The 26,128-nt window shown below is 54.5% G+C and carries 15 protein-coding genes; 6 read left to right on the forward strand and 9 right to left on the reverse strand.

The window, feature by feature from the left end:
* Positions 1-308 precede the first annotated feature (308 nt).
* The 5 genes from ACFE8Q_RS10050 (at position 309) to ACFE8Q_RS10070 (ending at position 13,723) form a co-directional block, all read left to right on the forward strand.
* Positions 309-3,164 carry a caspase family protein gene (locus ACFE8Q_RS10050; RefSeq protein WP_375445257.1) on the forward strand — a complete coding sequence of 952 codons (2,856 nt, stop codon included), beginning with the start codon at positions 309-311 and terminating at the stop codon, positions 3,162-3,164.
* Positions 3,165-3,306: 142 nt separating this feature from the next.
* Positions 3,307-6,459: a hypothetical protein gene (locus ACFE8Q_RS10055; protein ID WP_375445258.1), complete on the forward strand. Its 3,153-nt coding sequence runs from the start codon at positions 3,307-3,309 to the stop codon at positions 6,457-6,459.
* Between the two features lie 84 nt (positions 6,460-6,543).
* Complete coding sequence (locus ACFE8Q_RS10060; protein WP_375445259.1) at positions 6,544-9,570, forward strand: caspase family protein; 3,027 nt, start codon at positions 6,544-6,546, stop codon at positions 9,568-9,570.
* Position 9,571: 1 nt separating this feature from the next.
* The gene (locus ACFE8Q_RS10065; RefSeq protein WP_375445260.1) at positions 9,572-11,542 is read left to right on the forward strand and encodes a DUF5995 family protein; all 1,971 of its coding nucleotides are present in this window, start codon (positions 9,572-9,574) and stop codon (positions 11,540-11,542) included.
* An 18-nt stretch (positions 11,543-11,560) separates the two neighbouring features.
* Positions 11,561-13,723, forward strand: a complete 2,163-nt coding sequence (locus ACFE8Q_RS10070; RefSeq protein WP_375445261.1) for a 7TM diverse intracellular signaling domain-containing protein — start codon at positions 11,561-11,563, stop codon at positions 13,721-13,723.
* Positions 13,724-13,766: 43 nt separating this feature from the next.
* On the opposite strand, the gene ACFE8Q_RS10075 is transcribed toward ACFE8Q_RS10070, so the two are convergent.
* The 8 genes from ACFE8Q_RS10075 to uxuA form a co-directional block, all read right to left on the reverse strand.
* Positions 13,767-14,597, reverse strand: coding sequence for a ThuA domain-containing protein (locus ACFE8Q_RS10075; RefSeq protein ID WP_375445262.1), 831 nt, complete (start codon positions 14,595-14,597; stop codon positions 13,767-13,769).
* A 142-nt stretch (positions 14,598-14,739) separates the two neighbouring features.
* On the reverse strand, positions 14,740-15,540 hold the full coding sequence (locus ACFE8Q_RS10080) for an alpha/beta fold hydrolase (protein WP_375445263.1): 801 nt from the start codon (positions 15,538-15,540) through the stop codon (positions 14,740-14,742).
* A gap of 12 nt (positions 15,541-15,552) precedes the next feature.
* Positions 15,553-16,671, reverse strand: coding sequence for a Gfo/Idh/MocA family protein (locus ACFE8Q_RS10085; RefSeq protein WP_375445264.1), 1,119 nt, complete (start codon positions 16,669-16,671; stop codon positions 15,553-15,555).
* A 27-nt stretch (positions 16,672-16,698) separates the two neighbouring features.
* Positions 16,699-18,018 carry a putative oxidoreductase C-terminal domain-containing protein gene (locus ACFE8Q_RS10090; RefSeq protein ID WP_375445951.1) on the reverse strand — a complete coding sequence of 440 codons (1,320 nt, stop codon included), beginning with the start codon at positions 18,016-18,018 and terminating at the stop codon, positions 16,699-16,701.
* A gap of 175 nt (positions 18,019-18,193) precedes the next feature.
* Entirely contained in the window at positions 18,194-19,603 is a 1,410-nt protein-coding gene (locus ACFE8Q_RS10095) for a Gfo/Idh/MocA family protein (RefSeq protein WP_375445265.1), read from the reverse strand.
* Positions 19,604-19,656: 53 nt separating this feature from the next.
* Positions 19,657-21,009, reverse strand: a complete 1,353-nt coding sequence (locus ACFE8Q_RS10100; RefSeq protein WP_375445266.1) for an MFS transporter — start codon at positions 21,007-21,009, stop codon at positions 19,657-19,659.
* Between the two features lie 17 nt (positions 21,010-21,026).
* Positions 21,027-22,478 carry a glucuronate isomerase gene (gene uxaC, locus ACFE8Q_RS10105; protein WP_375445267.1) on the reverse strand — a complete coding sequence of 484 codons (1,452 nt, stop codon included), beginning with the start codon at positions 22,476-22,478 and terminating at the stop codon, positions 21,027-21,029.
* A 28-nt stretch (positions 22,479-22,506) separates the two neighbouring features.
* On the reverse strand, positions 22,507-23,688 hold the full coding sequence (uxuA, locus tag ACFE8Q_RS10110) for a mannonate dehydratase (protein WP_375445268.1): 1,182 nt from the start codon (positions 23,686-23,688) through the stop codon (positions 22,507-22,509).
* 374 nt (positions 23,689-24,062) lie between these two features.
* Between uxuA and ACFE8Q_RS10115 the strand changes: the two genes are divergently transcribed.
* Positions 24,063-25,064, forward strand: a complete 1,002-nt coding sequence (locus ACFE8Q_RS10115) for a LacI family DNA-binding transcriptional regulator (RefSeq protein ID WP_375445269.1) — start codon at positions 24,063-24,065, stop codon at positions 25,062-25,064.
* A 4-nt stretch (positions 25,065-25,068) separates the two neighbouring features.
* Here ACFE8Q_RS10115 and ACFE8Q_RS10120 read toward each other — a convergent pair whose 3' ends face one another.
* Positions 25,069-26,067, reverse strand: a complete 999-nt coding sequence (locus ACFE8Q_RS10120) for a LacI family DNA-binding transcriptional regulator (RefSeq protein WP_375445270.1) — start codon at positions 26,065-26,067, stop codon at positions 25,069-25,071.
* Positions 26,068-26,128: the final 61 nt, after the last annotated feature.

The following is a 26,128-nucleotide window of genomic DNA, read 5'->3' on the forward strand; positions in this document are numbered from 1 at the left end:
TAGCAGTATTTCGGTAAGGGTGCATTATTCAGGCTGTTATCGATGTGGGGTTTTTAGCTACCAGATAAATATACTTAATAAATGCCAGGTTTATAAAGCAACTAATACGGTAGCCAATTATTTAGAGGATAACCATTTGAATTGTATTGAACAGGAGAATATACTACATTAGGCCAGGTGATCATTAAGTATATACGCTTGTTGTGATCTGTCAATAGCTGCCGTTTGGATTAGCGATAAACCCTTGGCACCTGGTTGGCTATAGATGCGTAATAGGTCAATGGGAGAAGAATTGGGCGCACATACGTATGGACAGGACATTCGCTATTTTTCCAAACCGCCATGCATTTCTGATTGGGGCACAGGCGTATGCAGACAAAGGCATTCGACCCTTGAAGACCCCTGCCCACGATATTCAGTTGATGGCCGATGCACTGGCGGCCTATGGCTTTCAGACGCACCTCTGTCAGGACCCGACCCGAGCTGAGTTTACCGCCTTTCTGGGCACTATTCAGACGCTTGACCCTGACAGTGAAGGTCAGATCGTCATCTATTATGCCGGACATGGTGTCGCGATTACCCAACAACAGACCGGCGGCCCGCCTACCTATAGTGGCTACTTGTTACCGATCGATGTTGAACGCAGTCGGCTGGCTGACACGGCTGTGTCGATGCAGTGGGTATCTGATCAGATAAAGATGATCACCAGCCAGCAGGTGTTGCTGATTTTAGACTGTTGCTATGCCGGGGCGGTGCAACAGGCGGCTTCAGCTTTTCGCGGTGGCCTGGAAACCGAAGTCGGTGATATTTCTCAGGATGATTTCGGCCACTACACACGGTACCGGGCCAATCAGATTCTGACCTCCTCGGCTCATAATCAGCAGGCGTTAGATCAGTACGTAACGGCTGAAAGTGGACCCGCGAAATCAGGCGAGGCAACTGAAGCAGCTTCGCCTTTTGCGACGCTGCTCTACCGGGCGCTGTCTCAACGGGATGCCGACACTAACCACGATGGCATCGTGACGGTCAACGAGTTACAACTGTACGTGCAGCAACGACTCGAAGCGGCGGCGGCCCTGCAACAGCATGAGCAAACGGCCTGCCTCTTTTCGTTTTCCAACCATCAGGGTGGCGAATTCATGTTTCTTGAACCGACGTTCAATCCGGTTACGCTGTCCAGACGGGAGCGCGTAAACCCTTACAAAGGACTGGATGCCTATCAGCCCGAAGATAGTTCGTTTTTCTATGGGCGTGATGCCGCCATCCGCGAGCTTAACCGACTGCTTGAGGCAACCAGTTTTGTGGTTGTCGTTGGCGCATCCGGTACCGGAAAATCATCGCTCGTCAAAGCGGGCGTGCTGGGGCCATATCACCGCTCAGGTACGTCATACACGACTATCCGCCCCGGCAAAACACCGATGGCTGAACTTGAACGTACCTGGAAGGCCCCGCCACGGCTGTTGCTCATCGACCAGATGGAGGAACTTGTGACCCAGTCGGGTGATCGATCAGATGAAGAATTGCTCCGCTTTTTTGCCGAACTAGCTGCTTTTCAGGCTACCGAAGCAGGTCGACAGATGAAAGTAGTGGCCACACTCCGCATCGAATTTGTGGGGCAGTTCAACCGGCAGGAGCGATTCTGGACTACCGAAAAACAGCAGTATACCATTCCGGTGCTGGACGTAGATGCACTGCAGGAGATCATTATTCGGCCTGCTTTGCAAACGGGTATGTTTTACTATCCTGAAAAAGAGACGGTGGCGCGCATCATCGAAGATTTTCGTCATTATCCGAATGCGTTACCGCTGCTGTCTCTGGCACTTAACGAACTTTACGAACTGGCCAAAGACAGACCTGAACGAACCATCTACGAGCGTGATTACCCCGGCATCGGGCAAATTCTGGAGCAGAAAGAGCAGACCATTCTGGAGCCATTTCGCAAAAACATCGACTTCTTCCGCGACCTGCTTCTTCGGTTTGTGGCGTTTCAGGGAGGGGAGTTCGTGCGTCGCCGCGTCGATGTTGTAGAGCTGGATTTTGGTATCCAGAAACAGCCGCTATGCCAGCAAATTCTGAAAACGCTGACTGATAACCGGTTACTGACTGGCCGCGATGCCGAGGCGGGTGATGGCTATTATGAACTGACCCACGAAGCGCTGATTGGCTCATGGCGAACGTACCGGCAGTGGATTCAGCAGGTAGGATCGGTACAGTTGACCCTGCGGGAAGAACTGGCCGAAGCAGCCCAGCGCTATGTACAACTGGGGAGCAGGCGTGCCTACACCTGGAGCAGCGTGGCCCTGACAAACCTGATGCAGGCCGACAAACCGGTTGATACGGGTGTTGCACGGTTCTGGAATTTTCGCACATTCTCGTCTCAATTTGGGCAGTTGAGTTGGCTGTCGGTTGTCGAGCGGCTGTTTCTCAAACGTAGCTTCAGCGTGCAGTTGCAGAACAAACTGGCCCTGGCGGGGCTTGGCCTGCTGATCTTCATGGCCATTGGAGTGGCCCTCTTTTTTCAAACTCAGGGAGCGTATACCCGCTTGATTAGCAACGCACTATATGCCGAATCGCAGAATGCGTACCAGCGTGCCCAACTCGATTATAAAACGGCCGACACCCTGGTGCGACAAAGCATCGTATTGCAGGCGGGCCGACGATTTCTACGATTCCCTCCCGATTCGCTGTTGATTCTGGCCGACCTGGCCGGGCAACGCGCCGCCGTCTACAGGGCACTCTGTCAGCAATTGGATAAGGCCGACACCCTGGCCAATAAATCGGTGCTGTTGCTGGCTCGCCGGAATGACCCCGACTTGCAGGGAATGGGGGTGGCCCAGGTATGTCGGTCGTTCGGCCAGTTCATTCAGACCGACCGGCTTTATCATACCCTTGACATAGCCTTGCTACACAGACGTACCCGGAAACTATTAGACAACGGAACGATCAGCCGGATGCAAAGCCGGGCTCAGGCCGGGTATCAGTTTACAAAGGTGATGCGCGAGAACCTGCTGGCTACCTGCCGCGAAGTGCAGGAAAGCTACCAATTGAACGGGCAAACGGATTTGGCAACTCAATACGGTCGGTACATCACCGCGCTGGAGACATATGAGCAGAACGTATTGAAGCCGGGAGCTGCCATTGCCACAGCAAGGGCTGGTTATTAGGCAAATCGTCATTGGCTTGGAATAGTTGTTTGTTAATCAAAGGTTTATGTGTTTTTTAAAACCAGATACGTTACCATTGATACGGTTATTGACCGGGCCGGGTAGCTTGTTGATTGGGCTACTGCTGGCAACGCGGATGCTTATGGCTCAACCGCGGCCGAACGAACGCGAGAGCGCGACTTTCTGGTATGCGAAAGGGCAAAGCCTGATGCAGGCGGGGCAGTACGCACAAGCTTACACGGCTTTTCAACTGGCCCGTAGTCTTGGCGCCGCCAATATGGCCGCGCAGATGGAGCTGGCTAAAAAGCGAAACCTGAACAGTATTCAATTACGGGCGTTGCTGAACGAAGCCCGGTTGCTGGCGGCCACCGATCCGACCCAAAGCCTGCGGCTGCTCGAATACGCCCGCTCTGTATTTCCCGACAGCACCTCGCTGCTAAAAGCCATTGGCGAAGTAGCCAACCAGACTACTAACTGGTATTACACGCTCAGATGCGATAGCATCCGGGCTTCTCCGGGCTTTACCTACCTGCTTGCCGATACCGACAAATGCCGACTGTATCGTCGGCAGGGCGATGCACTCACGTTACTTCACACCTTTGCCGAACGGCCGACGCTCAGGCGTTTTTCGCCCGATGATACGTACCTGTTTGTGGCAACTGGTAAGCAACAGAGCGGGTTTTTATACGCCTTGACCAGTGGCCCGCCGAAACTGATACGTACCTACGGCGATACGGTGACGAACATGCAGTTTCCGGCAGGATATGGCCCCGCCCACGACTACCTGCTTGTTGAATACAACAGAAGCCGGGTGAGCCTGACTTATCGGTCCACTCCGTTACTCAACAGCCCGTTTATGTTCAGGTCAACGTGTGCTTTTTCGCCCACGGGCCGCTACGTTACCACGTCGAAAGGGTTATATGAACTCACCGGAACTGGCATTCGGTGGGTGCCGCTGCAAGTGACGGTAGGCGACTGGATCGACCGTTTCTCGCCCGTCTGGTTCTCGAATAACGATCGAAACCTGCTGACGACGCAGTATATTATCAGGATTGGCTCGCAGGAAAGTGGGCAGATGTCCCTTCAAACGGCGCTGTACCGGCTACCGGAACGGCCAGTCAATCAGCCAATTGATTCTGTTCGGATTAGTCGGTTCCTCGATTCCTACATGAATATACCCCGTCGACTGTGGGCTCCCTTTTCAGCCGATGGCCATTACTACTGCGTGTTCGGGAAGCCCGACAGCAGCCTGTTTTTTCAGGATCAGGGACAGTGGAAACCGATTCCATTAACCAGGCCAGGGCAGGATAGTACGTACGTCAATAACTTCGTTACCATTCGATTCGCCCCGTCGGGGCAGTATGCGCTTGTCTCGTTGACAAATAAACAGGTGACGCAGCTCTGGAAACTGGCTGGTCGACAAACGTACCTGGTTCATGAATTCGAGCAGAAAGTGAATAGTTACGACGATGTTTTTTCGCCGGATGGACACTACCTGCTGACCCGCCACAGTGAGCCGCAACCCGACCGGCTCTGGCACCTGAGCGATAGCCTGCAATTGATTCATACGTTTAGCCGACGTTTGCAGGCCCCCACCGTATTCGATGTAGATGGGTATCCGCCGGGCACCGCCTATTTTTCGGCCGATAGCCGGTACCTGCTGACATATGCCGCTACCGCCCTCACCGCCGATAGCCTGTGGCAACTTGACCAACAACGAATACGGCCTTTGCACGGATTCACTAATCGGCTTCGGGCATCGTCGACTGTTTTTTCGCCCGATAGCCGGTTCCTGCTCACAAGTGGCAATGGGGTTCAGCCGGCGGTGCTCTGGAATCTCTCTATGCAGGTGGCGATGACTGTGCCAAACCTGCTGGCGGTAAACGAGGGCTTATTCTCCCGGCGGGGCAATTACCTGCTTACCGATAGTGCGGCCTGGCAGGTTACTGACCGCGAATTACGACGGCTGCGGCGGCCAACGGGGTTCACCACCCTGATCAACTGCCAGTTCTCGCCCGATGACAGGTACGTTGTGAATACCCGCACAACTGGTCCGGCCGATAGCCCGGGAACCAGCCTGTATGAGTTGGGTACGGATAGCCTGGACCTGCTGGGTGAGAACGAAAACGATATACTACGCTATTCGCTCAGCGAAGGAACGGTCACGCTCCGGTCTTACCAGGGGGGAATGTTTACACCGGATGGCAATGGCTGGCTCACGGCCCTGTTGCCGGTGGTCGATTCAGTGCGTCACGTACAGTATAACGGACTGGTAAAACTGCCGGATCCGCGAATGCCGGGGATGCTTCTTCCGCTGGGTCGCACGGTACACCTGGTTGATAAACAGATTGTTAACACTGCCATACAGTCTGTGTATCAACAATGGCATGTGTCACCGGCAGCGTTGTTTGCGCGCGATGGCCGGTTTTTGCTGACCAAAGAGCAGGACAGTCTGCGGCTGTATGCCATGAAGCCAACCATGAGCGCAGGTACGTTCCTGACCGAAACAACAGGCTGGCCAATGGATGTATCGGACAAGGCTGATTTCTGGCTGACACGAACGGATTTTGCCAATGAGTATGTCGATCAGTTGGCTGTGCGGCAACGGTACAAAGTTGATTATACCATTCCCGACACACCCGATACGCTGCACCTCTGGCGGCGGGTCGGTACCGATCTGAAACCCATCGCTACCATCAGCAAGCTGTATAGAGGCATGAACCTGAACTGGCAGGGACCACGCCGACAAAGCTGGTTTTCGCCAATGGGTAGCTACTTGCTGGCGCCGACCGATGAACCTGTACCAACAACGCTTTTCGCGTTGGCCGGGGCTACGCTGAAGCCCGTTGTTCGGTTGAATAGCAAGCTGCTGGCGGCGGCGTTGATCAGCCCAAGCCCCGCCGATGAACGTGACGTTGGGTTGTTGTACACCACCACCGCCCGGCAAACGTACCTGCTGCGCTATGGGCTGGGCGGTACCCGTACCCTGGCACTTGGCTACGGTTCGCTGGAACATCCACCGCTGACACGGGAAAAGCTGGCCTGGTGGGTCCGTAAGCTCGACGAGAGCCAGCAAACGGTTGAATTGCTGGACCTTACCACCGCGCAAACGCTGGTCAGGATACCGTTTGGCTCAGTGCTGGACTACACCCTGCGACCCAACGGAAACGTCTGGGTAGTATCGACCGCCGGGGTACGGCTGATACGATCGCCATTCGACGTGATAAACTGGTTGAAACGCGCTCCGGTTGCGCCATTGACTCCGTCATTACGACAGGTATATACATTTCTGTGATATCAGTGATAGGCGGGCTAACGGAATACTTACCACATTGTTAATAAAGCTCACTTTCAGTAAGTTTGGTAAATTCATAAACCCATGAACTCGATATCTACTTCTTTGTCTACACCGTCTACTCCGACGCTTTATGCGCTACTGGTCGGTATTGGTGCGTATGAGCGGGTGCGGGCGCTGAGCGGGCCGGTCGGCGATGCGAAATCGATGGCGGACTACCTGGATCAACTGCCCGGTTTTGCAACCGATATACGGCTGTTGACCGACCAGGAGGCCAGTAAAGCGGCCATTATCGAAGGTTTTCAGAAACACCTCACAAAAGCTGGTCCCGCCGACACCGTTCTGTTCTACTTTGCTGGCCACGGAGCGCAGGAAGATGCCGATCCATCCCTATGGGCAACGGAAACCGATAATAAGCTGGAATGCCTGGTGTGCCACGATGCCAACACGAGCAATTACTACGAGTTTCTGTTGGCCGACAAAGAGCTGCGCTTTCTGCTTGGCCCTGTCGCGGCAACGGGTGCCCATGTTGTAACCATCTTCGACTGCTGCCACGCTGGCGATAATACACGCGGGGTAGACCTGCTGGCGGCAGCATTGGCCGGGCAGGACGTTCGCGACCGCCGCCTGGCAGATGCTGCGCCCCGCCGACCGTATGATGCGTTCTGCTTTCACGAACTGGTCACGGCTGATCAACTCATGAAACAGGGACCAGCGGTGGCCCTTCCCGAGGGAATGTACATTCAAATGGCCGCCTGCGAATCGGATGAAAGTGCCGTGGAAGTGAACGGAGAAGGTATTTTCACCAAAAATCTGCTGGCCGTACTCGAAGCTGCCCACGGGCAGGTAACGTACCTGGACCTCCATAATCGGGTTCGGCAGTACATGCGCTTCGGCTACGAACAGCGGCCCCGAGTCTACGTACCTGACTTGTCGGAAACGGGTAGCGAGCGAAATCAGATGACGAATCGGGGATTTCTGAACCAGCCTATCGACGCCAATACACTGGCGGCTTCGGCTACTTACAACCCGAAAGAAGGCTGGCTGCTCGACGTAGGAGCGATTCACGGAATGGCCGCTGGCGGGGTTGTTCAACTCGTTGACCCAACAACCCAGGCGGTATATACGGTGAACGTCGGTCGGGTGGGGGCAGACTACACCGTACTCGCTGTTGCCGACGACGTTGCCATACACCTGAACAAGCAGGGTAGCTACCGGGCCGCTGTTTCGGGCTTACTGACCCGGCCCATTCGGTTGCATTTTACCAACCACGGAGGCCCCAACAACGACCTGCCCGACCTGTTGACACCCACCGATGGTATCGTCATTCCCGAAAATGATGAAGCGCAGGCCGACTATACCCTGCACGTCCGAAACGGTCTTTACTACATTACCCGGCCCGCCCATGCAGATGCCAACGAAGCAAACCGGCCGTTGATACGCCCGCTGTCTGCGGCTGATCCACAGTTGCTTAGCTGGCTGGTTGACGATCTGCGGCACCTGGCTAAATGGGAGTATGTGAAACAACTGGCCAATGCAGACGTCAGCACGTCAGTCCTGTCGGTTCAGCTAACGCCGAAGGATGGTAGTGCCAGTCAGCTTAACGGGATTGTGCCAGCGGCTGTGCCGATAACGTACCTGGACAACAATGGCCAATGGACTACCACACTGACCATTCAACTGACGAACCCCACCGACCGGCCACTGTACTGCACAGCGCTATATCTGTCGCGGGATTTTATGTCCTTTCCCGGTTTTCTGCCCACCAACTACCGACTCGAACCGGGACAAAGTGTTGACCTGGGACTGGCCGACAAAAAACTGCCAACCGGCCGAAAAACCGAGGTCAGGCTGAAACTGGAAGAGGTAATTCGGCAGTATAACTGGCCATTTGCAGCGGAGTATATCAAACTGCTGATTACGGTCGATCCGTTGTCGGAAAAGACGCTGGCTTTTCTGAACCTCGATCCGTTGCCTTCGCCGCCCGTGCTGGCCGATCGGCTAAAACCCGCCGAAAGCCGGGGGGGCATCGAGATCGACACGGACGAATCGGAGCCGTTTCCAGACTGGAGCACGCAAACTATTAGTCTGCAACTGATCAATCCGGTGTATAATACCGTCAGGGCCGACGAACTCAGCCAGATGCTGACGCCGCCCGATGACCCGAACTACGATGATACCCTGGCCGATTTCGTTCTTGGCCTGTATTTTGAACCCGACACCACCACATCCTTAACCCCAACGCTTAAACTCCGCGAAGGGATGCGGGTCATTGCCCTCGACGATGGCCAGCGTGGTCTCTGGACCGATCTCAAACTATCACTTGCCAATACTGTTGCGCAACAGGTACAGAACCGACAGTATCGACAGGATCTCCTTCGCTACCCAGACCGGATACGCATCGTGGCCGAAGGCGATTCCTGGTTTCAGTACCCATTTTTGCTGCGCGATATTATCGACTACCTGTCGGGGGTATACACCGTGTTTAGCGTAGCCGCTGCTGGCGCAACCCTGGCCGACTACCTGAAGAACAGCGAATTTCTGGAAGCTATTGCACAGGTAAAGCCAACCTTCTTTCTGCTCAGCGGCGGCGGAAACGACCTGCTGGGCGAGACCTTCGCCACCCTCATTCGCGACCAGCCAAACCCACAGCTAACCGGCCCGGCAATGTACCTGACCGACGCATTTCCGATAACGCTGGCGGCCGTCTGTGATCGGTACCGGCGCATTCTCCGGCTGGTGCAGCTCGGCTACCCGCAGGTACGTGTGTTGCTGCACGGCTACGACTACGTGATTCCGTCGGGGACGGAGAAACTGCCCGGTGCGCTGAGCTGGATGGGAGAGACCCTGACGCAACGGGGAATCAATGATCCGGCTGAACGACAGGGCATTACGCGGTATATCGTCGATGCCTTCAACGAACAGTTACGCCAGATCGCCACCGAATACACGAACGTAACGTACCTGGATTTACGCGGTACCGTTCGGCGCACAGATCGGCTGGCCGACTACTGGTATGATGAAATTCACCCGAACGATAAAGGCTTCCTGAGCCTCTCGTCAAAGTTTGTGACCCAAATCAATAGGCTGAAAACAGAACCCGTTGCCTGATATGCCCCCACCGCTACCTACCGAGCTACCCCGCTGGACCGACGAATTTTTATGGAGTAAGCGAGCCATCGGCGACCCCCTTGCCGACGAGGTGATTGCTACGCTACTCAACGAGAACCAGAAAGGAGAAGTTGACCAGATTTTTCAGATGCTAGTTCGGAACCGGCAGTTTCCCAACCCCGCGTTCGACGCGCTGCCCGACCCGGTGAAACGGATTGTGGAAGGGTATTTCGTGCATACGCGGCAGTTGCCCGGCTACGCCGAACCGTTTAAGCTGATGATTGCGGCGGATGTGTTCAAACAGCATGGCCCCAAAATGTTGCTGATCCTGCTCTGTAAGTCACTGCCGCTCTGCTACACCTGCTGGCGCGGGGCCAAAGTGCTGTACCAGACGGGCCGGCTGCGCGTTCACGATGGATCGCTGGATGCGTTCAGCCGCCGACTGATGGAGACGGCGCAGTTTGTGGTTGACATGCTGACGCAGAACAACTTCGAGCAGGACGGAACGGCGATCGTAGCCACGCAGAAAGTACGGCTCATGCACGCGATCATCCGGTATTTTGCCCAACAGCGAAACTGGGATAAAGACTTGTATGGCATTCCGATCAATCAGCAAGACTTGGTAGGTACGTTGCTTTCGTTTGGGGTCGTCATCATTGATGGACTGGACCAACTGGGTATCAGTCTCACTCCCGAAGAGCGTGAGGCATACCTGCACCTCTGGCGTGTGGTGGGCGCCATGATGGGTATCGACGACGACTTGCTCAGCGAAGACGAAACCGAGTGCCGACTGCTGATGAATGCGATCCTGGCTCAGCAGTCAGGCCCGTCGACGGAGGGGAGCGAACTGACCGAGGCGTGTATCGACCTGATGCGCAACCGGCTCATTGTTGGCCCGTTACAACGGCTGTCGCCTTCATTTGTACGCTTTTTTGTGGGCGATACGTATGCCGATATGCTTAATGTGGCTCCCAACGATGACGACAACTCGTTTGCAATGGATGCGATTCAGTGGTTCGACCGGCGGGTACGGAATTTTGATAATCACAGCCTGCTTATCGCGGCGCTGGGCCGGGCGTTCAGCCACGGTATGATCGGGCGAATTCTTACGTATACAAATGCGGCCAAGAGCGAACAGTTTTACCTGCCTTCAGCCCTGACCGATAGTTGGGAAGATCTGGCCGCCGACTTCAGGATTCCACCGCTGGAGAAAATCGATGATGTAATTTTTTACCTCGACAAGGTGGCGCGTCACTTTAAAGCCCAGAATAATCCGATGGGCCTGTTTGCGGCTGTGTACCGGGTAGTGACCCAACGCGTGGCCGATGGCCTGAAACAGGGCCTCTTCAAGAATCCCGTCGCCATGGAGCGGCTGGATGTCGGCTTCGGGAATCGGTACTTCGAGGCTGTCAACCGGTATTTCGACGGCCAAAAGGCCACCGCGCCCTGGCAGGTATCATTCGATGCGGCCAGGCAGCCGGTCATTACAAACCAGCACCTATTTTCGGCGGCCAACGCCCACATCACCTTCGATCTGCCCATTGTGCTGGCCGATGTATTTCGGGGGCAGGATCTGGCGGTTGTCGTCGACGATTTCGCCCTGATGAACCAGCTTTTCGACGATATGTACGACCAGATGAACGACAACGTAGGGCGTATTTTTCGGCCTTTCGGACGGGTGCTGCACCTGATCGAAGACCGGTTCAAGAACCTGGAACGAAGCATGATGAAGCAGAATCGGGCGTATGCCTGGCAGGTCAGTACTGAATTGCATCAGACCGAAAACGAAGCCGATCGCCGTGCAATCGTTGCCCGTATCGAAGCGCATTCGGCCGCCCTGGGCCTGAAGGTCGTTCACCCGCCGCTACTGGTTCGCTGGTTATTAAAACCGATCGCCGAAAAAGAGTTTGGCACCCCGGCTCAAAAAGTAGATGTCATGCTCCGTACCGCCTTACTGCCATCCATACGATAATGTCAAGTTCCTGGTTTGATGAAAAGAAATCTACCGTTCCTGCTGTTCCTGTTTTTGAGCGTTGCGCTCCAGGCATCGCCCGTGCTATTGACCAGGACAGATCAAACCTACGACCTGTTCCGGGCCAGTTCGATCCTGGAAGTACAGCCGGGGCGGGTGAAAATTAGTGATTTGCTGCAATCGCCTGGTCGCTATCGGTTTCAGCCAACACGCAATGATCTCATCCGCCCTAATGATCATCAGCGTGGCTACTGGTTTAGGGTCGACGTAACCAACCAGACGCCCGATGCCTTCTTCCTGAACTTCGTCTATTCCGGCACAGAACATATTACTATCTATGAAGTAGTTGATAATAAGGTTATTAGAACGGGTGGATTGGGTCGCCTCGATGATAGAAGCCTGGACAACTTCCGCTACAGCAAGCTATTCTGGCCTATGCAGGTACGTCGGGAGAGTCCGCAAGTACACACGCTCTACATCTACATGGAGGGCATCTATACGACCTGCCTGTACTTCGACGCCCGGTCGACGACCAACCTGCTGAACCTGGTTCATAACGAGGACCTGTTTTACGGCCTCTACTACGGATTCATCCTGATGATTGTTGTCTATAGTTTCCTGCTGTTTATTCGGATACGGGAGCGTGAGACCATCCGTTACGCGTTGTGGGTGCTGAGCATTGGCCTTCAACTGGCACTGTATCGGGGCTTTACAGCCGAATTTTTATGGCCGGGGCACTCTTCGCTGGAACAATATGGCAGTGCGATTGCGGGCGTCACCGGTCTGTTACACGTGTTATTTACCATTTCGTTCCTGCGCCTTCGCCGAAAGGAACCCCTGTTCTACTGGCTGGGTCTGGTCGTTATTGGCATCTATGTCGTGGGCGTTATGCTGTTTGTCTGGTCAACGTATCGGGTTGGAACAACGGGGAAAATAATCGACATCATACCTGTGCTTGCCCTGGTAGAGGGCTTGTTCAGTATCACGGCGGGCATTGTGGCGTACCGGGGTGGGTTCAAGCCGGCTCTTTACTACATCATTGGTAACCTGGTGTTTTTCGCTTCGATATTCGTTTTTCTACGCTATGCTACGGGTGGGTTGCCGCATACTTTCTGGACGTATAACAGCATCCATATCGGCTCTGGCATTGAGATTATGTTGTTCACGCTGGCCCTGGTTTACAAAGTAGATCTGCTGAAAAAAGGGCAGGAGGGAGCCGTGCGCGAACAACTCCGGCTGGCTGAAGCTAATAAACAACTGGTGGAAGAACAGAATGCCCTACTTGAAGGCAAAGTCCGCGAGCGGACCGACGAGTTGAATGTCCAGAAAGAAGGACTGCAGGCTGCGCTGGCTACATTGCAGGCCACACAGGCTCAACTGATCCAGAAAGAGAAGATGGCTAGTCTGGGCGAACTGATGGCCGGTATTGCCCACGAGATTCAAAATCCCCTCAACTTCGTCAATAATTTCGCCGAGGTATCGACTGAACTGCTCGGTGAGCTGAAAGAGGAAGTTGAGGCAAACCACCGGCAGGAGGCACTCCAACTGGCCGACGATCTGATTCCGAACCTCGAAAAAATCCGGCATCATGGAAAACGCGCCGATGGCATTGTGCGCAGTATGCTTCAGCATTCACGCAGTACGGCCGGTACGCGCCAGCCAACGGATATCAACGCCCTGGTGAGCGAGTATCTGCACCTATCATACCAGGGATTGCGCGCCAAAGATAAAACGTTCAACGCGCAGTTGATCACCAACTTCGACAGTAAACTCGGCCTCGTTGACCTGACACCGCAGGAAATTGCGCGGGTGTTGTTGAACCTGTATAACAATGCGTTTTATGCCACCCACGAAAAGGCTACCCATCTGAGTGCGACGCAGTTGAGCGAGTATCAACCGCAGGTGTCGGTGAGCACCCGGCTCGATAACGGCCTGGTTGAAATACGGGTGAAAGACAATGGAATAGGCATTCCGCGTGATCTGCTCAGTAAAATTTACCAGCCGTTTTTCACAACGAAACCCACTGGCCAGGGAATTGGCCTGGGCCTTTCGCTGAGTTACGACATCATCACGAAAAGCCACAATGGCCAACTGGACGTACAAACCGAACCTGGTCTCTTTACCGAGTTTATTGTAAAAATTCCTTTGGTTGTTCCTGACAATTACGCTGTTGGTGAGTAAATAGGGCAACCGACGGCGTGCCTGTTTCACCTGGTTGCCAGCTTTACCGGATCGCTTCGGTAGCCGTTTGGGCGTATGCTCTAGCCGGATCGACCGTCTTTACCTGGCCCACAACGTACCTGAGCCCTTGAAACAGGTGATTAACAAAGGTTGGCTCTTCGTAGTCTTTTTTATCATGACCAAGGGCTGTACACCAGGTGTACCCACCGTCGAACTCGTAGTACCAGGCGGCGGGATACAGATCACCGTACGACCCTGCCGACGTTTTGATCTTGTCGGCCTCGTCGGTGTTGAGCGAGCTAAGTTCATGAGCCAGCACCGCCGTTGGACCGGGCGACAGCTCTTTCATGAAATAGCATTCATCTGCTTTTGACCAAACCGTGGGTACGTTCGTCATGGAGGCATGTTGCGCCGCCAATACACGCAGCCGGTACGGTTGAAAACGGGGATGCCAAAGGAAGGTGCCCCCAATCATTCGTTTGAACCAGAGCCAGTTACGTTCGGTGCCAACCACCGAATGGATGCCAACAAAGCCACCGCCCGCCTCGATGTAGCGCCGGAACGCCAGCCGCTGTGTATCCGTATCGAACACGTCGTTGTTGGTACTGGCAAAGATCAGCGCCGTGTACTGCCCGAGGTTCGCCTCGCTGAACGCATCCGGGCGAGATGATGTATCGACTTTAAAACCATGTTTCTGCCCTAGTTTCTGGATGCACGCCACCGCAAACGGAATATTGTCGTGGACGTACCCCTTGCCATTTCTGGTATACACCAGCACCTTCACCCGCTTCCAGTTGACCCGGTCTGTCTGGGCGTTGATTGCGGAACAGATCGTTAAGAAAAGCAACAGTGTGAGCAGGTTAACCTTATACATGGAAGCGAGTAGACCGTGGTTGACTAATCGATTGACGCAAATGCTGGATGATGAAAGGTTCTCGTATGGCTAACGCACGTCAGCCATACATACAGGCACGAAGCAATGTTTTTATCCAGCTTCATCCAGTTGAAAACCAGCGTTACTTGAAGCGGAAGAACTCTGTCACTTTCGCGTTGAATTCGTCGGCGCGATCGATCAGGGTGGCATGGCCGCAATTGGGTATGATCCAGAGCCACGAGTTGGGAATGTGGCTGGCAATGGCTACCGTATGGTCCGTCACGATCAAGTCGCGATCGCCGGCCACAATCAGGGATGGCGCTTTGATCGAACGCAGCGCAGTAAGTGGGATGTTGGGTTGAAGAACGTCGAGCACGAAAACCTTCCAGTCGTTTTTCTCTTTCGGGCTGGTGCGCGGCTTGTCTTTCTTCTCGATGTATTCTTTCTGCATCTGATTCCAGAGTGAAGGCACCAGCGCGGTAGAATCTGGCCAGAGATTGGCACCGGTAGATACCAGTTTCTTTACTTTATCAGGATGCCGCATCGCCAGTAGCAGGGCGTTGATGCCGCCGTCGCTCCATCCGATTACGTACGCCGAATCGATCTTAAGCGTCGTCAGCAGGGCGGCAAAATCATCGGCCATCAGCTCGAAACTGAGTGAATCGCCGGTGTCCACCGACTTGCCGTGTGCGCGGCTATCCACCGCAATCACCTGATACTGAAGGGCAAAGTACGGAATGGTTTTGCCGAACGAACCGATGCTGCCGCCATTGCCATGAATCAGCAACAGCGGTTTTCCCTTGCCATATGTTTCGTAATACAGTCGAACACCGTTGACCAGTTGGTACTTGCCAGCGGCAGCGTTGTTTCCATAGGGAATAGCCTGACCGCGTACAGACAGGCTACACACAAGCAGCAGAAGGAGCATCCAGCTCGATTTCATAGGGGCAGGCCATTAAGCGATCGTGAGCTTTTGGGCGTGCTTCTGGGCTTTCAGGGCCAGTTCGGTTGCCAGAAAACAGTGTGCCTGGGTCATGGCAGTTTCGGTCCGGTTCAGAATGTCGTCGACCAGTTGCGTGCCGTAGGGCAGGTCCTGCTTGCTGCAGTCAATATAGCGCGTTTCTTTCTTGTCGACCATAAACAGATGGCTGCCACCGGTTCGTCCGGCGATATCCACGTTTTTACGGATTTCGATGTAGCCTTCCGTTCCCAAAATCGTGAGTCGGCCATCGCCCCAGGTGTTGAGACCATCGGGCGTAAACCAGTCGACCCGGATATAGCCGGCACCTTTATCGCCGCGTAGTGTCAAATCGCCGAAATCCTCAAAATTCGGGTACTGTGGATAATGCACGTTGCCCGTTTGCGACGATAAGACTTCCCCTTTGGTAGACCCCGTGAAGAACAAAAACTGATCGACCTGGTGGGAGGCGATGTCGCAAATGATGCCGCCAAACCGTTTTTTATCGAAAAACCACTCTGGTCGCGACGTCAGGCTGATCCGGTGCGGCCCCAGGCCAATTGTCTGGATAACCTGCCCGATGGCCCCGGCTTTCACCAGTTCACCTGCTTTCACGGTGGCCTTGTTCTCGAACCGTTCGCTGAACATGATCGAGTAAATGCGCTTCGTTTCCTGCTGCACCTTACGTACCTGCGCCAACTGCTCGAGGGTCGTAATGCCGGGTTTGTCGGTCATGAAATCCTTACCCGCCTTCATCACCCGGATACCCAGCCCGGCACGTTCGTCGGGAATACCAGAGGTCAGAATGAGCTGCGTGCTCTTGTCACTCAGCACTTCATCTTCCGAACGCGCCACTTTTACCTGCGGATACCGTTTTGTGAAAGCTGCCAGTAATTCAGGTTCTTTGGCGTAAACCGAGACTAGCTCGCCGCCACCACGAATGGTTGATTCAACCTGACTATAAATATGGCCGTGGTTAATACCAACCACCGAGAACTTGATCCGTGGAGCAAAGGTAGGGCTGGCTTGCAAACTGGGAGCAAGCGCCGACAGGGCGGCAATACCAGTCGTCTGCTTCAGAAACGTACGCCGGTTTGATGCTGATAGAGAGGTCATAGGAAATGATGTTTAGGAATGCAACCCTTAACGTACCTGGCTTTTCTTGGCCAGCGTCAACGCCTGTGTGGTTGTGTAATATTTAGTGATCATGTTCGGCACTTCCCAGGCTGGTAGTTTACCCGCTTTCAGGTACGTCAGGTAATTCTGCATCACCCGGCCGAAGTGCGCTTCGTGCCCTTCGTTGTAATGTTCGGGTACTGTTACGGTAAAGCTATTTCCCATTTGCTTCACATCGACTCCCGGAAATTCGCGCTGAATGGCGGGTAGAATGGCTTTCAACGATGTACCCAGCGTGTTGTTGCCCATTACCGGCTCGATGTAGAGGGTAGGCTTGTAGTTCTGAACGGCGCCCTGCCGGATGATCAAATTGGCCTTGGTGCCGCGCATGATCGAGTAGTGCGTGTCGCCGCCCCCGGCTGGTGCCGCATAGGCCCAGATCACCGACACCTTCGCGTGGATGCCCTTGAGCTGGTAGTTGATTTCGCCGTTGCTGTACACGCGCAGAACGCTATCCTGCACCACATCTTTTTTTAGATAATCGGGAAAAGCGGGTAGTTTCGTGATGGCTTTGAACTGGCTCAGCCGCATGTCCGTTGTCCAGCGGCGGGCCGACGTGAGGCGCACATCTTTCTTGTAATCAAGGGTTTGTTCGGGAAAACATTCCCACTGCACCAGGTCGACCAGGTGCGTGGTTACGTCGACGATGCCTTCGCCCTGCTGAGCTACGTCCATAAACCAGGCTGGCCGGGTAAGAATACTGCCCGACACATTTTTGTAGAAATGGTGCACGCTTTCTTTAGTTACGGCCGGGTTTTCGGGGGTACCTTTTTCGAGTGTTCCGAACAACGCCGTCTGGCGCGAGAAAGCCCGTTGTAGCATCGTCGTGATCTCGTAGCGTTCCGTCATGATGTCGTAGAGCATCACCTTCTTCTTCGCCGCAGTAGCGAACGACTCCTGAAGTTTACTGAACTCAGCCCCGTTGATAACCATCGGTTTATCCGCCAGCACGTTGAACCCGGCGTCGACAGCCTGGTGAATATAATCGGTTTTCAGCCGGTTATTGCCCGCCATCACCACCACATTACCCGCGCGGTCGGCCAGCATCTTCGCCATAAAATCAGGGCCGCGATAGACGTCTTCTTTCCAGGTTGTCGGGTTGTCGGCGCGGGTGTTGTAGGTACGTATCCGGTCGAGGTGCATCTGTACATCGGGGCCTTCGGGTGCATACACATGTACGGTCGGGTCAACATCGGCATACATCGACTTCTGGACCAGCGCCGCGTGGAAGTGGCCCGGATCAAGCGTGATCAGGCGAATAGGACCGTCGGCAGTTGGCGTATGCATTCGGAAAGACACCACTACGGCAGCAACAAGCGTAAGCGAAATTGAAACGGCAATTTTCATAGTTCAGTAGCACCGAAGCTCCAGCTTCAGTAGTAATGAAGTGACTCTACCGAAGCTGGAGCTTCGGTGCTACGTACCTATTCAGAAGCGCAGGTACGTATACGCTAGCCAGCACTTATGCTTTTTTAGCCGTCTTTTTAACGCCCGATGCCACAATCGCGTACTCCTTACGCTGTGGACGAGACAGGAGTTTATCGGCTTCGGGATCGTTGACAAACTGCTCTTTGTCGGGATTCCAGTACAGCTTGCGGTTCAGCTTCATGGCGGCGTGATGGAGCAGGCAGGCCGAGCACGAGCGGTGGCCTATTTCTACCGGCGCAATAGGCTCCTTCCGGCTTACAATGCTGTCGAGCCAGTTGCCGTGGTGCTCTTTGCTGACGGGCAGGTTTATTTCGTTCGGGCCAATGACTGACGTGATAATCGCGGGATCGCTGGCGTCGAGTGCTTTCGCCGCATTCTGCTTGGCAATCGGATCGCTCGCCGTAACCGCCGCGTCGCCCCGCGACACGAAGATCCAGCCCTTGGTGCCTTCGAACTTAATGCCGTTCGGTATCTCGTTGCTCACCACCATCTTCACACCATTCTTGTACAGGGCTTCGGTCTGAAAAATACCGTGCACGTTCCATAAGCCGCTTTTGGGAAAATCGGCTTTCCCCCAAATCTCGACGGGGCCGGTGTGCTCTGTGTTCATGGCCCAGTGGGCACAGTCGATGTGGTGTGCGCCCCAACCTGTAATCATACCGGCCCCAAACTGCTCGCAACGCAGCCAGCCCGGCCGGTCGAAGCCGACCTGTGGGTGCACCCGCTTCTCGGTGTAATACACCTCCGGTGTTGTGCCGAGCCACATATCGTAGTTCAGGTTTTTCGGAACAGGCATTGGCGGTTCTTCGTCGCCACCGGGGTCGCCGGGCAGACCGACATACACCGTTTTCAGGTCACCGATCCGACCATTGCGCACCAGTTCAGCGGCGTACCGGAACTGCTTCGACGACCGCTGCTGACTCCCCACCTGCACAATCCGGCCAGATCGTTTCACGGCGTCGGCCATCATGCGCCCTTCCGAGATCGTGAGCGACGCGGGCTTTTGCATGTAGACGTCTTTCCCCGCCTCCACCGCATGAATCACGATCGGCGCGTGCCAGTGGTCGGGTGTGCTAACGATCACGGCGTCGATGTCTTTGTTGGTCAGCAAGTCGCGGTAGTCGGTATACACGCGAACGCCGTCGTAGTCTTTACCGGTCTTCTTCGCATAATAGCCATTGACCAGTTTTTTAGCCTCGTTAGCACGGTTGCTGTCTAAGTCGCACACGGCCATGATCAGCGCGTTGTCGTACTGCCAAACGCCGGGCATGTCATGTCCCCGCGAGATACGCCCCGTGCCAATAGCCGCGACGTTGATGCGATTGCTGGGCGCGTTCTTGCCAAATACCGAAGCCGGTACGATGGTCGGAAAGCCAACGGCAACGGCCGTTGCTTTGGCCGACAGGTCAAGGAACGAGCGACGGGAAAGCGATTTAGGAGTCATGATCGGTAGAGAGAAAAACTGATTCGGTTGACGATTAGCTGGTTACAGACCGGTTAGGCAGTTTGCCCGGACAGGTTGATGGTTTTGAACTTGGGCACCAGTAAGTGCATGACGCCCCAGGCCGTCAGGTAGGCGAAACCGCAGATAATGAACATGATGTAATAGCCGGTTTCGATATGACCAAGCGCTTTGTAATGATCGAACAGGCGACCGGCCAGTTTGGCAATCAGGATGCCGCCAACAGCACCGGCCATACCGCCAATGCCGGTGACAGAAGCCACCGCCCGGCGGGGGAACATGTCAGATACCGTCGTGAAAATGTTGGCACTCCACGCCTGGTGGGCCGAAGCGGCAAAGCCAATGATAAACACGGCCAGCCAGATATTCATGCTACCGAGCCACTGAGCAAATACCACCGGTAACGCGCAGAGTGCGTAGATGAGCATGGCTGTTTTTCTGGCCCGGAAAATCGACATCCCTTTCTTGGTAAGATTGAGCGGCAACCAGCCACCAAACACGCTGCCAACGCTGGCAATAGTGTATACGGAGGCCACCGGAATAGCCAGATCGGTGCCCTGAAGGCCATATTGTGCTTTCAGGAAGGCGGGCAACCAGAACAGATAGAACCACCAGATCGGGTCGGTTAGCAGCTTGCCGCAAAAGAAGGCCCAGGTCTGCCGGTAGGTCAGCAACTTGAACCAGGATATCTTCAACGCACCGCTGGCTGTAAGTTCTTCGGCCCGCTCATCGACATCACTGTTGATATAGGCCAGTTCAGACGCCGATACTTTCTGGTGCTCGGCTGGCTTTTTATAGATCGTCAGCCAGAGTACGAGCCAGATAAATCCGGTTAGCCCCGTGATGATAAACGCCCACTCCCAGCCGTAGTTGGCGGTGATAAAAGGAACGGTGAGCGGAGCAACAATGGCCCCGATGTTGGTACCTGAGTTGAAGATACCAGTAGCCAGTGCCCGTTCTTTCTTGGGAAACCATTCGGCAACGGTCTTGATGGCAGCCGGAAAATTGCCCGCTTCGCTTAAGCCAAGTCCCGCACGAGCCACCCCAAACCCAAACGTTGTTTTGGCGAAGGCTGTAGCAATGCCTACTACACTCCAGGCCGTGATTGACAGGGCGTATCCGATTCGGGTACCTACCTTATCAATGATACTGCCAATTCCCAGCATACCCAGGGCGTAAGCAGCCTGAAAGACAATAACCAGGTTGGAATAATCCGTTTCGGTCCAGTTGAAGTCTTTTTCGAGGGTAGGTTTCAACAAGCTGATCACTACCCGGTCGAGGTAATTGATCGTGGTGGCGAAGAAGAGCAAACCGGCAATCACCCATCGGTAATTGGTTTGGCTCTGGGTCGTTTCCACTAAAGGGGTGTTGGGAGCGGTGTTTAGCATAAGAACAGAGATAATGCCTATTTAATGGTCCAGCCGAAATAATCTACTGTATTATGATACGATATATTGGCCGCCATTTGCCCCAGCCAGGGCAGGTCGTTTGGCAGGAGCCCCCGCTGAATGTCCTGACCGATGAGATTACAGAGAATACGGCGGAAATAGTCGTGGCGGGAGAAGGAGAGAAAACTGCGCGAATCGGTCACCATGCCGATGAAACGGCTCATCAGCCCCATGTTCGACAGTGTGTTCAACTGTTTTTCCATGCCGTCTTTCTGGTCGAGAAACCACCAGCCCGACCCCCACTGAATTTTTCCCGGACTACTACCCGCCTGCGCATACCCCGACTGGAAGTTGCCGACCATGGTGGCAAACGTCTCGTTGTCGGCCGGGTTGAGGTTATACAGTACTGTCTTGGCCAGTTGCTCGTCGCGGTCGAGGGTGTCCAGGAACGTACCCAGCCGCTCGATCTGGCTCCAGTCGCCCATCGAGTCGACACCAACGTTTACACCTAACCGGTTGCGCAACCGGGTATTCACATTCCGTAGGGCACCGAGGTGAAACTGCTGAATCCAGCCGCGTTTGGCGTACTGGCGGCTTAGCTCAACCAGCACGTACCCCTGCAACAGATCCACCGTGTGCGCATCGGGTGATCCGGCTTGGGTCAGGAGCTGTACGCAGGTACGTTCCAGCGCCTGGGTACGTTCCGAAATGGGAGGAATTCGCTCCAGACCGTGGTCTGATGCCCGGCAACCCAGTTCATGAAACGCGTCGATCCGGCTGACCAGTGCTTCGAGGAGTGTATCGAGGTCCGTAACCGCAATGCCCGTAATAGCCGTTAGTTTGGCCACCTGCTGCCGCCAGGCATCGGTGTGGGCGGGGAGCAATGTATCGGGCCGAAACGTCGGATACATCGTCAGAGCCTGCCCCTCGGCCGCGTATTGGCGGTGGTAGCGAAGGTCATCGGTTGGGTCGTCGGTGGTACAAACGACCTGCACGTTGTACCCGTTCAGGAGCGTGCGGGCCGTAAGGTGGCTTTGCAACTGCTCGTTGCAGGTGTCGTATACGTACCTGGCGTTGTCGCCCGTGAGCAGGTCGTCGATGCCGAAAGGGTTTTTCAGCTCCATTTGCGTCCAGTGCTGAAGCGGGTTGCGCATGGTATACGGCACCGTCTTCGACCAGGCCAGAAATTTATCCCAGTCATCGCTATCGCCGGTGATCAGGGATTCAGGAACGCCGTTTGCCCGCATGGCCCGCCATTTATAATGGTCGCCTTTGAGCCAGATTTCGGTCATGTTGGCATACCGCTTATCGCCCGCAATCTCATCGGGCGGCAAATGATTGTGGTAGTCGACAATGGGCAGGTCGCGCACGTAGTCGAAATACAGGGCACGGGCCGGTTCGTTTTCCAGCACGAAATTGTCCGAAATAAATGGCTCGGTAGCCGTGTTCAGCAATGGATCAGGAAGCATAAGAATACAATGTCGTTTAGGGATATGGTTACCAGCCTTCGGCCCGCGTTATGCCTAGTTCGAGCCCCCGCAGTTCAGCCAGGCCCCGCAGGCGACCAATGCATGAATAGCCGGGATTGGTGGTCTTGTGCAGATCGTCGAGCATCTGGTGGCCGTGATCGGGTCGGAAAGGAATGGGTTCGGCCACCCGCTGCTGAATAGCCAGAATTTCGCGCATGACGGCATACATGTCCACGTCGCCATCCAGATGGTCGGCTTCGTAGAAATTGCCATGTTCGTCTTTTCGGACGTTGCGCAGGTGAACGAAATGAATTTTTTCGCCGATCTGCCGGGCCATGGCGGGCAGATCATTAGCCGGATTAGCGCCCAGTGAGCCAGTACAAAAACAGACGCCGTTGCTCGGATTGGGCACTTTTGTCAGCATGTATTCATAATCGGCGGCTTGCGACATAATGCGCGGCAAGCCGAAAATGGGGAAGGGCGGATCGTCGGGGTGAATGGCCAGCTTAATGCCCAGTTCGTCGGCCACCGGAGCCACTTCGGCCAGAAAATCGGTCAGGTTTGATCGGAGCGCATTGGCGTCAATGTCGCTGTACGTTGCCAGTTTAGTCCGCATTCCGGCGAGTGTTTGCCTGGCTTCGCCCGGAATGCCAAACATCACAATATCAGCCAGGTGTTCGCATTCATCAGTGGTATACTGCGCAAATCGGCGCTCGGCTTCGGCCACAATTGCCGGGGTGTAGTCGTCGGCGGCGTTGGGGCGCTTGAGGAGATGAATATCGAAAACGGCCAGATCGAACCAGTTGAAGTACAGAGCCTTAGAGCCGTCGGACATGGGGTAATTCAGATTGGTCCGCGTCCAGTCATTGACTGGCATGAAATTATAGGTAACCACCTGTAGGCCACAGGCCGCCAGATTACGCAGGCTCTGTTTGTAGTCCTCGATATGTTGCCGGTAATCGTCTGACCGGGTTTTTATACGTTCAGAAACGGTCAGACTTTCGACCACGGCCCAGTGTAGTGGGGAGGCGCCGGGGGCTGCCGCCTTTATTTCGGCCTGTCTGGTCCGGATGGCGTCGATTGGCCAGACGTCTCCGTGTGGAATCTGGTGAAGGGCAGTAACAATACCGCTGGCTCCTGTCTGGCGTACGTCGGCGAGCGTTACCGGATCGCCTGGTCCAAACCAGCGCCATGCTTGAAGAAGATTCATTCAGCTTGTCGTTAAGCAGTAAAGAAATGGTAATGTTTTTTCTACAATGTAAGAGTAGGGGTATATCCTACTCACATACCAATCGGCTACCACTTATTTTCCTTATTCATTACAGCATATTCCTTGTTCGTTCCTACTCGTCAATCGGTCGTTCTGCTGGCTACAGATCAATTACCTGGGTGTAAAACCGGATAGTCCACGCATCGAAACCGCGATTCCATACGTACCTGGGTTGCGGTTTATGTTCGATGGGCTGGCGGGAAACTTGTTGGGCCTCGTTAGTCAGTAAATTTGCGCACCATAGGCTGATTGCCTACATTCAGCGTTTTGTATGTCAGTTGGGTACGTGTGTCCCTGTGAATCAATAGCCGATTATGAGACGAGGTGTCACCCTCAAAGACCTGGCAAAAGAACTGGGCCTGTCTGTGTCTGCTGTGTCAAAAGCACTTCGTAACGACCCCAGTATTGGCCCCTCTACCACTGTCCGGGTCCGGCAACTGGCTGAGGGTAGAAATTACGTGCCTAATCTGGCGGCTATTCATCTAAAACAGAAACGCAATTTTAAAATCGGTGTCATCATTCCCGATCTGTTCGATCAGTTCTACGCCCTGGTGCTTCGAGGTATTGAAGACACCGCCGCCCGGCATCAATACTCCGTTGTGTTCACCCAGACGCACGAACAGCCCGACCGGGAACGGGCGCTGATCGACACGATGCTCCGTAACCGGATCGACGGGCTGCTGATCTCGATTACCGCAAAAACAGACCGCACCGATTTCGTTGACCAACTGGAGGCCGCCGGTATTCCGGTGGTATTCTTTGTTCGCACGCCCCATGACCGGGTGAGCTATGACGTTACCGCCGATTCATTTGAAGGAAGTCGTGAGGCCATAATGTACCTGGTTCAGAAGGGTCACCGTCGGATTGCGCACCTCAGAGGACCCACCGCCATGACGCTAAGTCAGGTACGTTACGAAGGCTACTTACAGGGCCTGCGCGACCACCAGCTTCCTGTTGACCCGGAGCTGATCAAATTGCCCGAATCGGGACCCGACCCCACCGATCGGGCCATGTGTGAACTCATACAACTCAACGAGCCACCCACGGCCATTTTCACGTATAAAAACTACCTGACGCTGGACGCCATCTCCTTTCTGCAACGGGAGTACCCAACCAGAGCCCGACCACTCGATTTCATTGGTTTTGGAAATTTACCTTTGCTGAAACATATCGACTACCGCCCGCTGGCGGCCATCGACGCTGATCCAATCGATCTGGGAGCCGCCGCATTTGCCTTACTTCATCAACGGATGGGCAATGCAACTGACCTGGTTGAGCGTCAGGTGAAGATTCCGTGTCATCTGACTGTTTATTAGCTACTTAATGAATGACCAGCTCACCCGGAATTTCAATATGCGTGGAATCAACGGGGGTGTCGGTCATCAATTGCATCAGTAACCGCATAGCTTCCTGACCCATAAGGGCGGGGTTCTCTTCAATGGACGCCACGGGTTTGTAGGTCAGGTGTTTCAGCAAAGGTAAATTTCCAAAACCAATAAACTCGACCTGGTTCAACCGCTCTGGATACGCCCGCTTCAGGTACGTGATCGCATCCAGGGCCATGTACGTTTTGAAGGTCAGAATACCGGTTGGATAAGCTGGCCGTGCCATAATGGTGGTCATGATGGCCTCGGTATCGGCCGGAGAAAGGCCATCGGGTTGGTACACGCTGCCCACGGCCGTTCCCACCTGCGCCCGTAACGCCTGTTCAAAGCCCGCCTTTCGCTGCTTACTCGCGTTGATATTGGGCGGCCCATTCAGGTAAGCGAGTTGCCGATGACCGCGACTGAGCAAAAAATCGGTCGCTACCCTGGCCGACTCTGTATTCAGTGTGATAACCTGGGCGCAATCGGGATCGTTGGGGCTTCGCGTGATGTACACCACCGGAATACCCGCCGCTTCCAATCGTCGGTAGGGGGTCAGGTCGGTGGTTGTGGGCGTAATCGTTGCGATCAGCCCATCAACACCATCGAGGCGCATCAGGTCTAAAATGGCGTTCGACCGTCCTTCATCATCCAGTGTCTGGCTCACCAACACGCTATACTGACGGTCGCTGGCAACCTGATCTACCCCGTTGATGGCCTGCACAAAAAACTGATCGAGCACGTTGGGAACAATAAGACCGATGGTGAGGCTGCGCCGTCGCTGAAAGTTACGGGCTACCTGGTTCGGAATGTATTGCCGGGCTCTGGCCAGGCGCTCAACCCGTTCGCGGGTATAATGCCCGATGGTTGGGTTGTTATTCAGTGCCTTCGATACGGTCGACACCGATACGCCTAGTTCCTGCGACAGGTCTTTCAGGGTGACGAGCTTTTTCATGACAGGGCGACGGGAAGGAGATTGGTTATTGGTTGATTGGTTACTGGTTATTAGTGGCTCT

The sequence above is a fragment of the uncultured Fibrella sp. genome (genome assembly GCF_964250085.1).
In the GTDB taxonomy this organism is placed as follows: domain Bacteria; phylum Bacteroidota; class Bacteroidia; order Cytophagales; family Spirosomataceae; genus Fibrella.

Excerpts from the sequence above, each read along its gene's own strand:
- ACFE8Q_RS10060 (WP_375445259.1), top strand. The coding sequence starts at position 6,544 with ATGAACTCGATATCTACTTCTTTGTCTACACCGTCTACTCCGACGCTT.
- uxuA (WP_375445268.1), bottom strand. The coding sequence starts at position 23,688 with ATGAATCTTCTTCAAGCATGGCGCTGGTTTGGACCAGGCGATCCGGTA.
- ACFE8Q_RS10095 (WP_375445265.1), bottom strand. The coding sequence starts at position 19,603 with ATGACTCCTAAATCGCTTTCCCGTCGCTCGTTCCTTGACCTGTCGGCC.
- ACFE8Q_RS10085 (WP_375445264.1), bottom strand. The coding sequence starts at position 16,671 with ATGACCTCTCTATCAGCATCAAACCGGCGTACGTTTCTGAAGCAGACG.
- ACFE8Q_RS10100 (WP_375445266.1), bottom strand. The coding sequence starts at position 21,009 with ATGCTAAACACCGCTCCCAACACCCCTTTAGTGGAAACGACCCAGAGC.
- uxaC (WP_375445267.1), bottom strand. The coding sequence starts at position 22,478 with ATGCTTCCTGATCCATTGCTGAACACGGCTACCGAGCCATTTATTTCG.
- ACFE8Q_RS10055 (WP_375445258.1), top strand. The coding sequence starts at position 3,307 with ATGGCTCAACCGCGGCCGAACGAACGCGAGAGCGCGACTTTCTGGTAT.
- ACFE8Q_RS10075 (WP_375445262.1), bottom strand. The coding sequence starts at position 14,597 with ATGTATAAGGTTAACCTGCTCACACTGTTGCTTTTCTTAACGATCTGT.
- ACFE8Q_RS10050 (WP_375445257.1), top strand. The coding sequence starts at position 309 with ATGGACAGGACATTCGCTATTTTTCCAAACCGCCATGCATTTCTGATT.
- ACFE8Q_RS10065 (WP_375445260.1), top strand. The coding sequence starts at position 9,572 with ATGCCCCCACCGCTACCTACCGAGCTACCCCGCTGGACCGACGAATTT.
- ACFE8Q_RS10090 (WP_375445951.1), bottom strand. The coding sequence starts at position 18,018 with ATGCATACGCCAACTGCCGACGGTCCTATTCGCCTGATCACGCTTGAT.
- ACFE8Q_RS10120 (WP_375445270.1), bottom strand. The coding sequence starts at position 26,067 with ATGAAAAAGCTCGTCACCCTGAAAGACCTGTCGCAGGAACTAGGCGTA.
- ACFE8Q_RS10070 (WP_375445261.1), top strand. The coding sequence starts at position 11,561 with ATGAAAAGAAATCTACCGTTCCTGCTGTTCCTGTTTTTGAGCGTTGCG.
- ACFE8Q_RS10115 (WP_375445269.1), top strand. The coding sequence starts at position 24,063 with ATGAGACGAGGTGTCACCCTCAAAGACCTGGCAAAAGAACTGGGCCTG.
- ACFE8Q_RS10080 (WP_375445263.1), bottom strand. The coding sequence starts at position 15,540 with ATGAAATCGAGCTGGATGCTCCTTCTGCTGCTTGTGTGTAGCCTGTCT.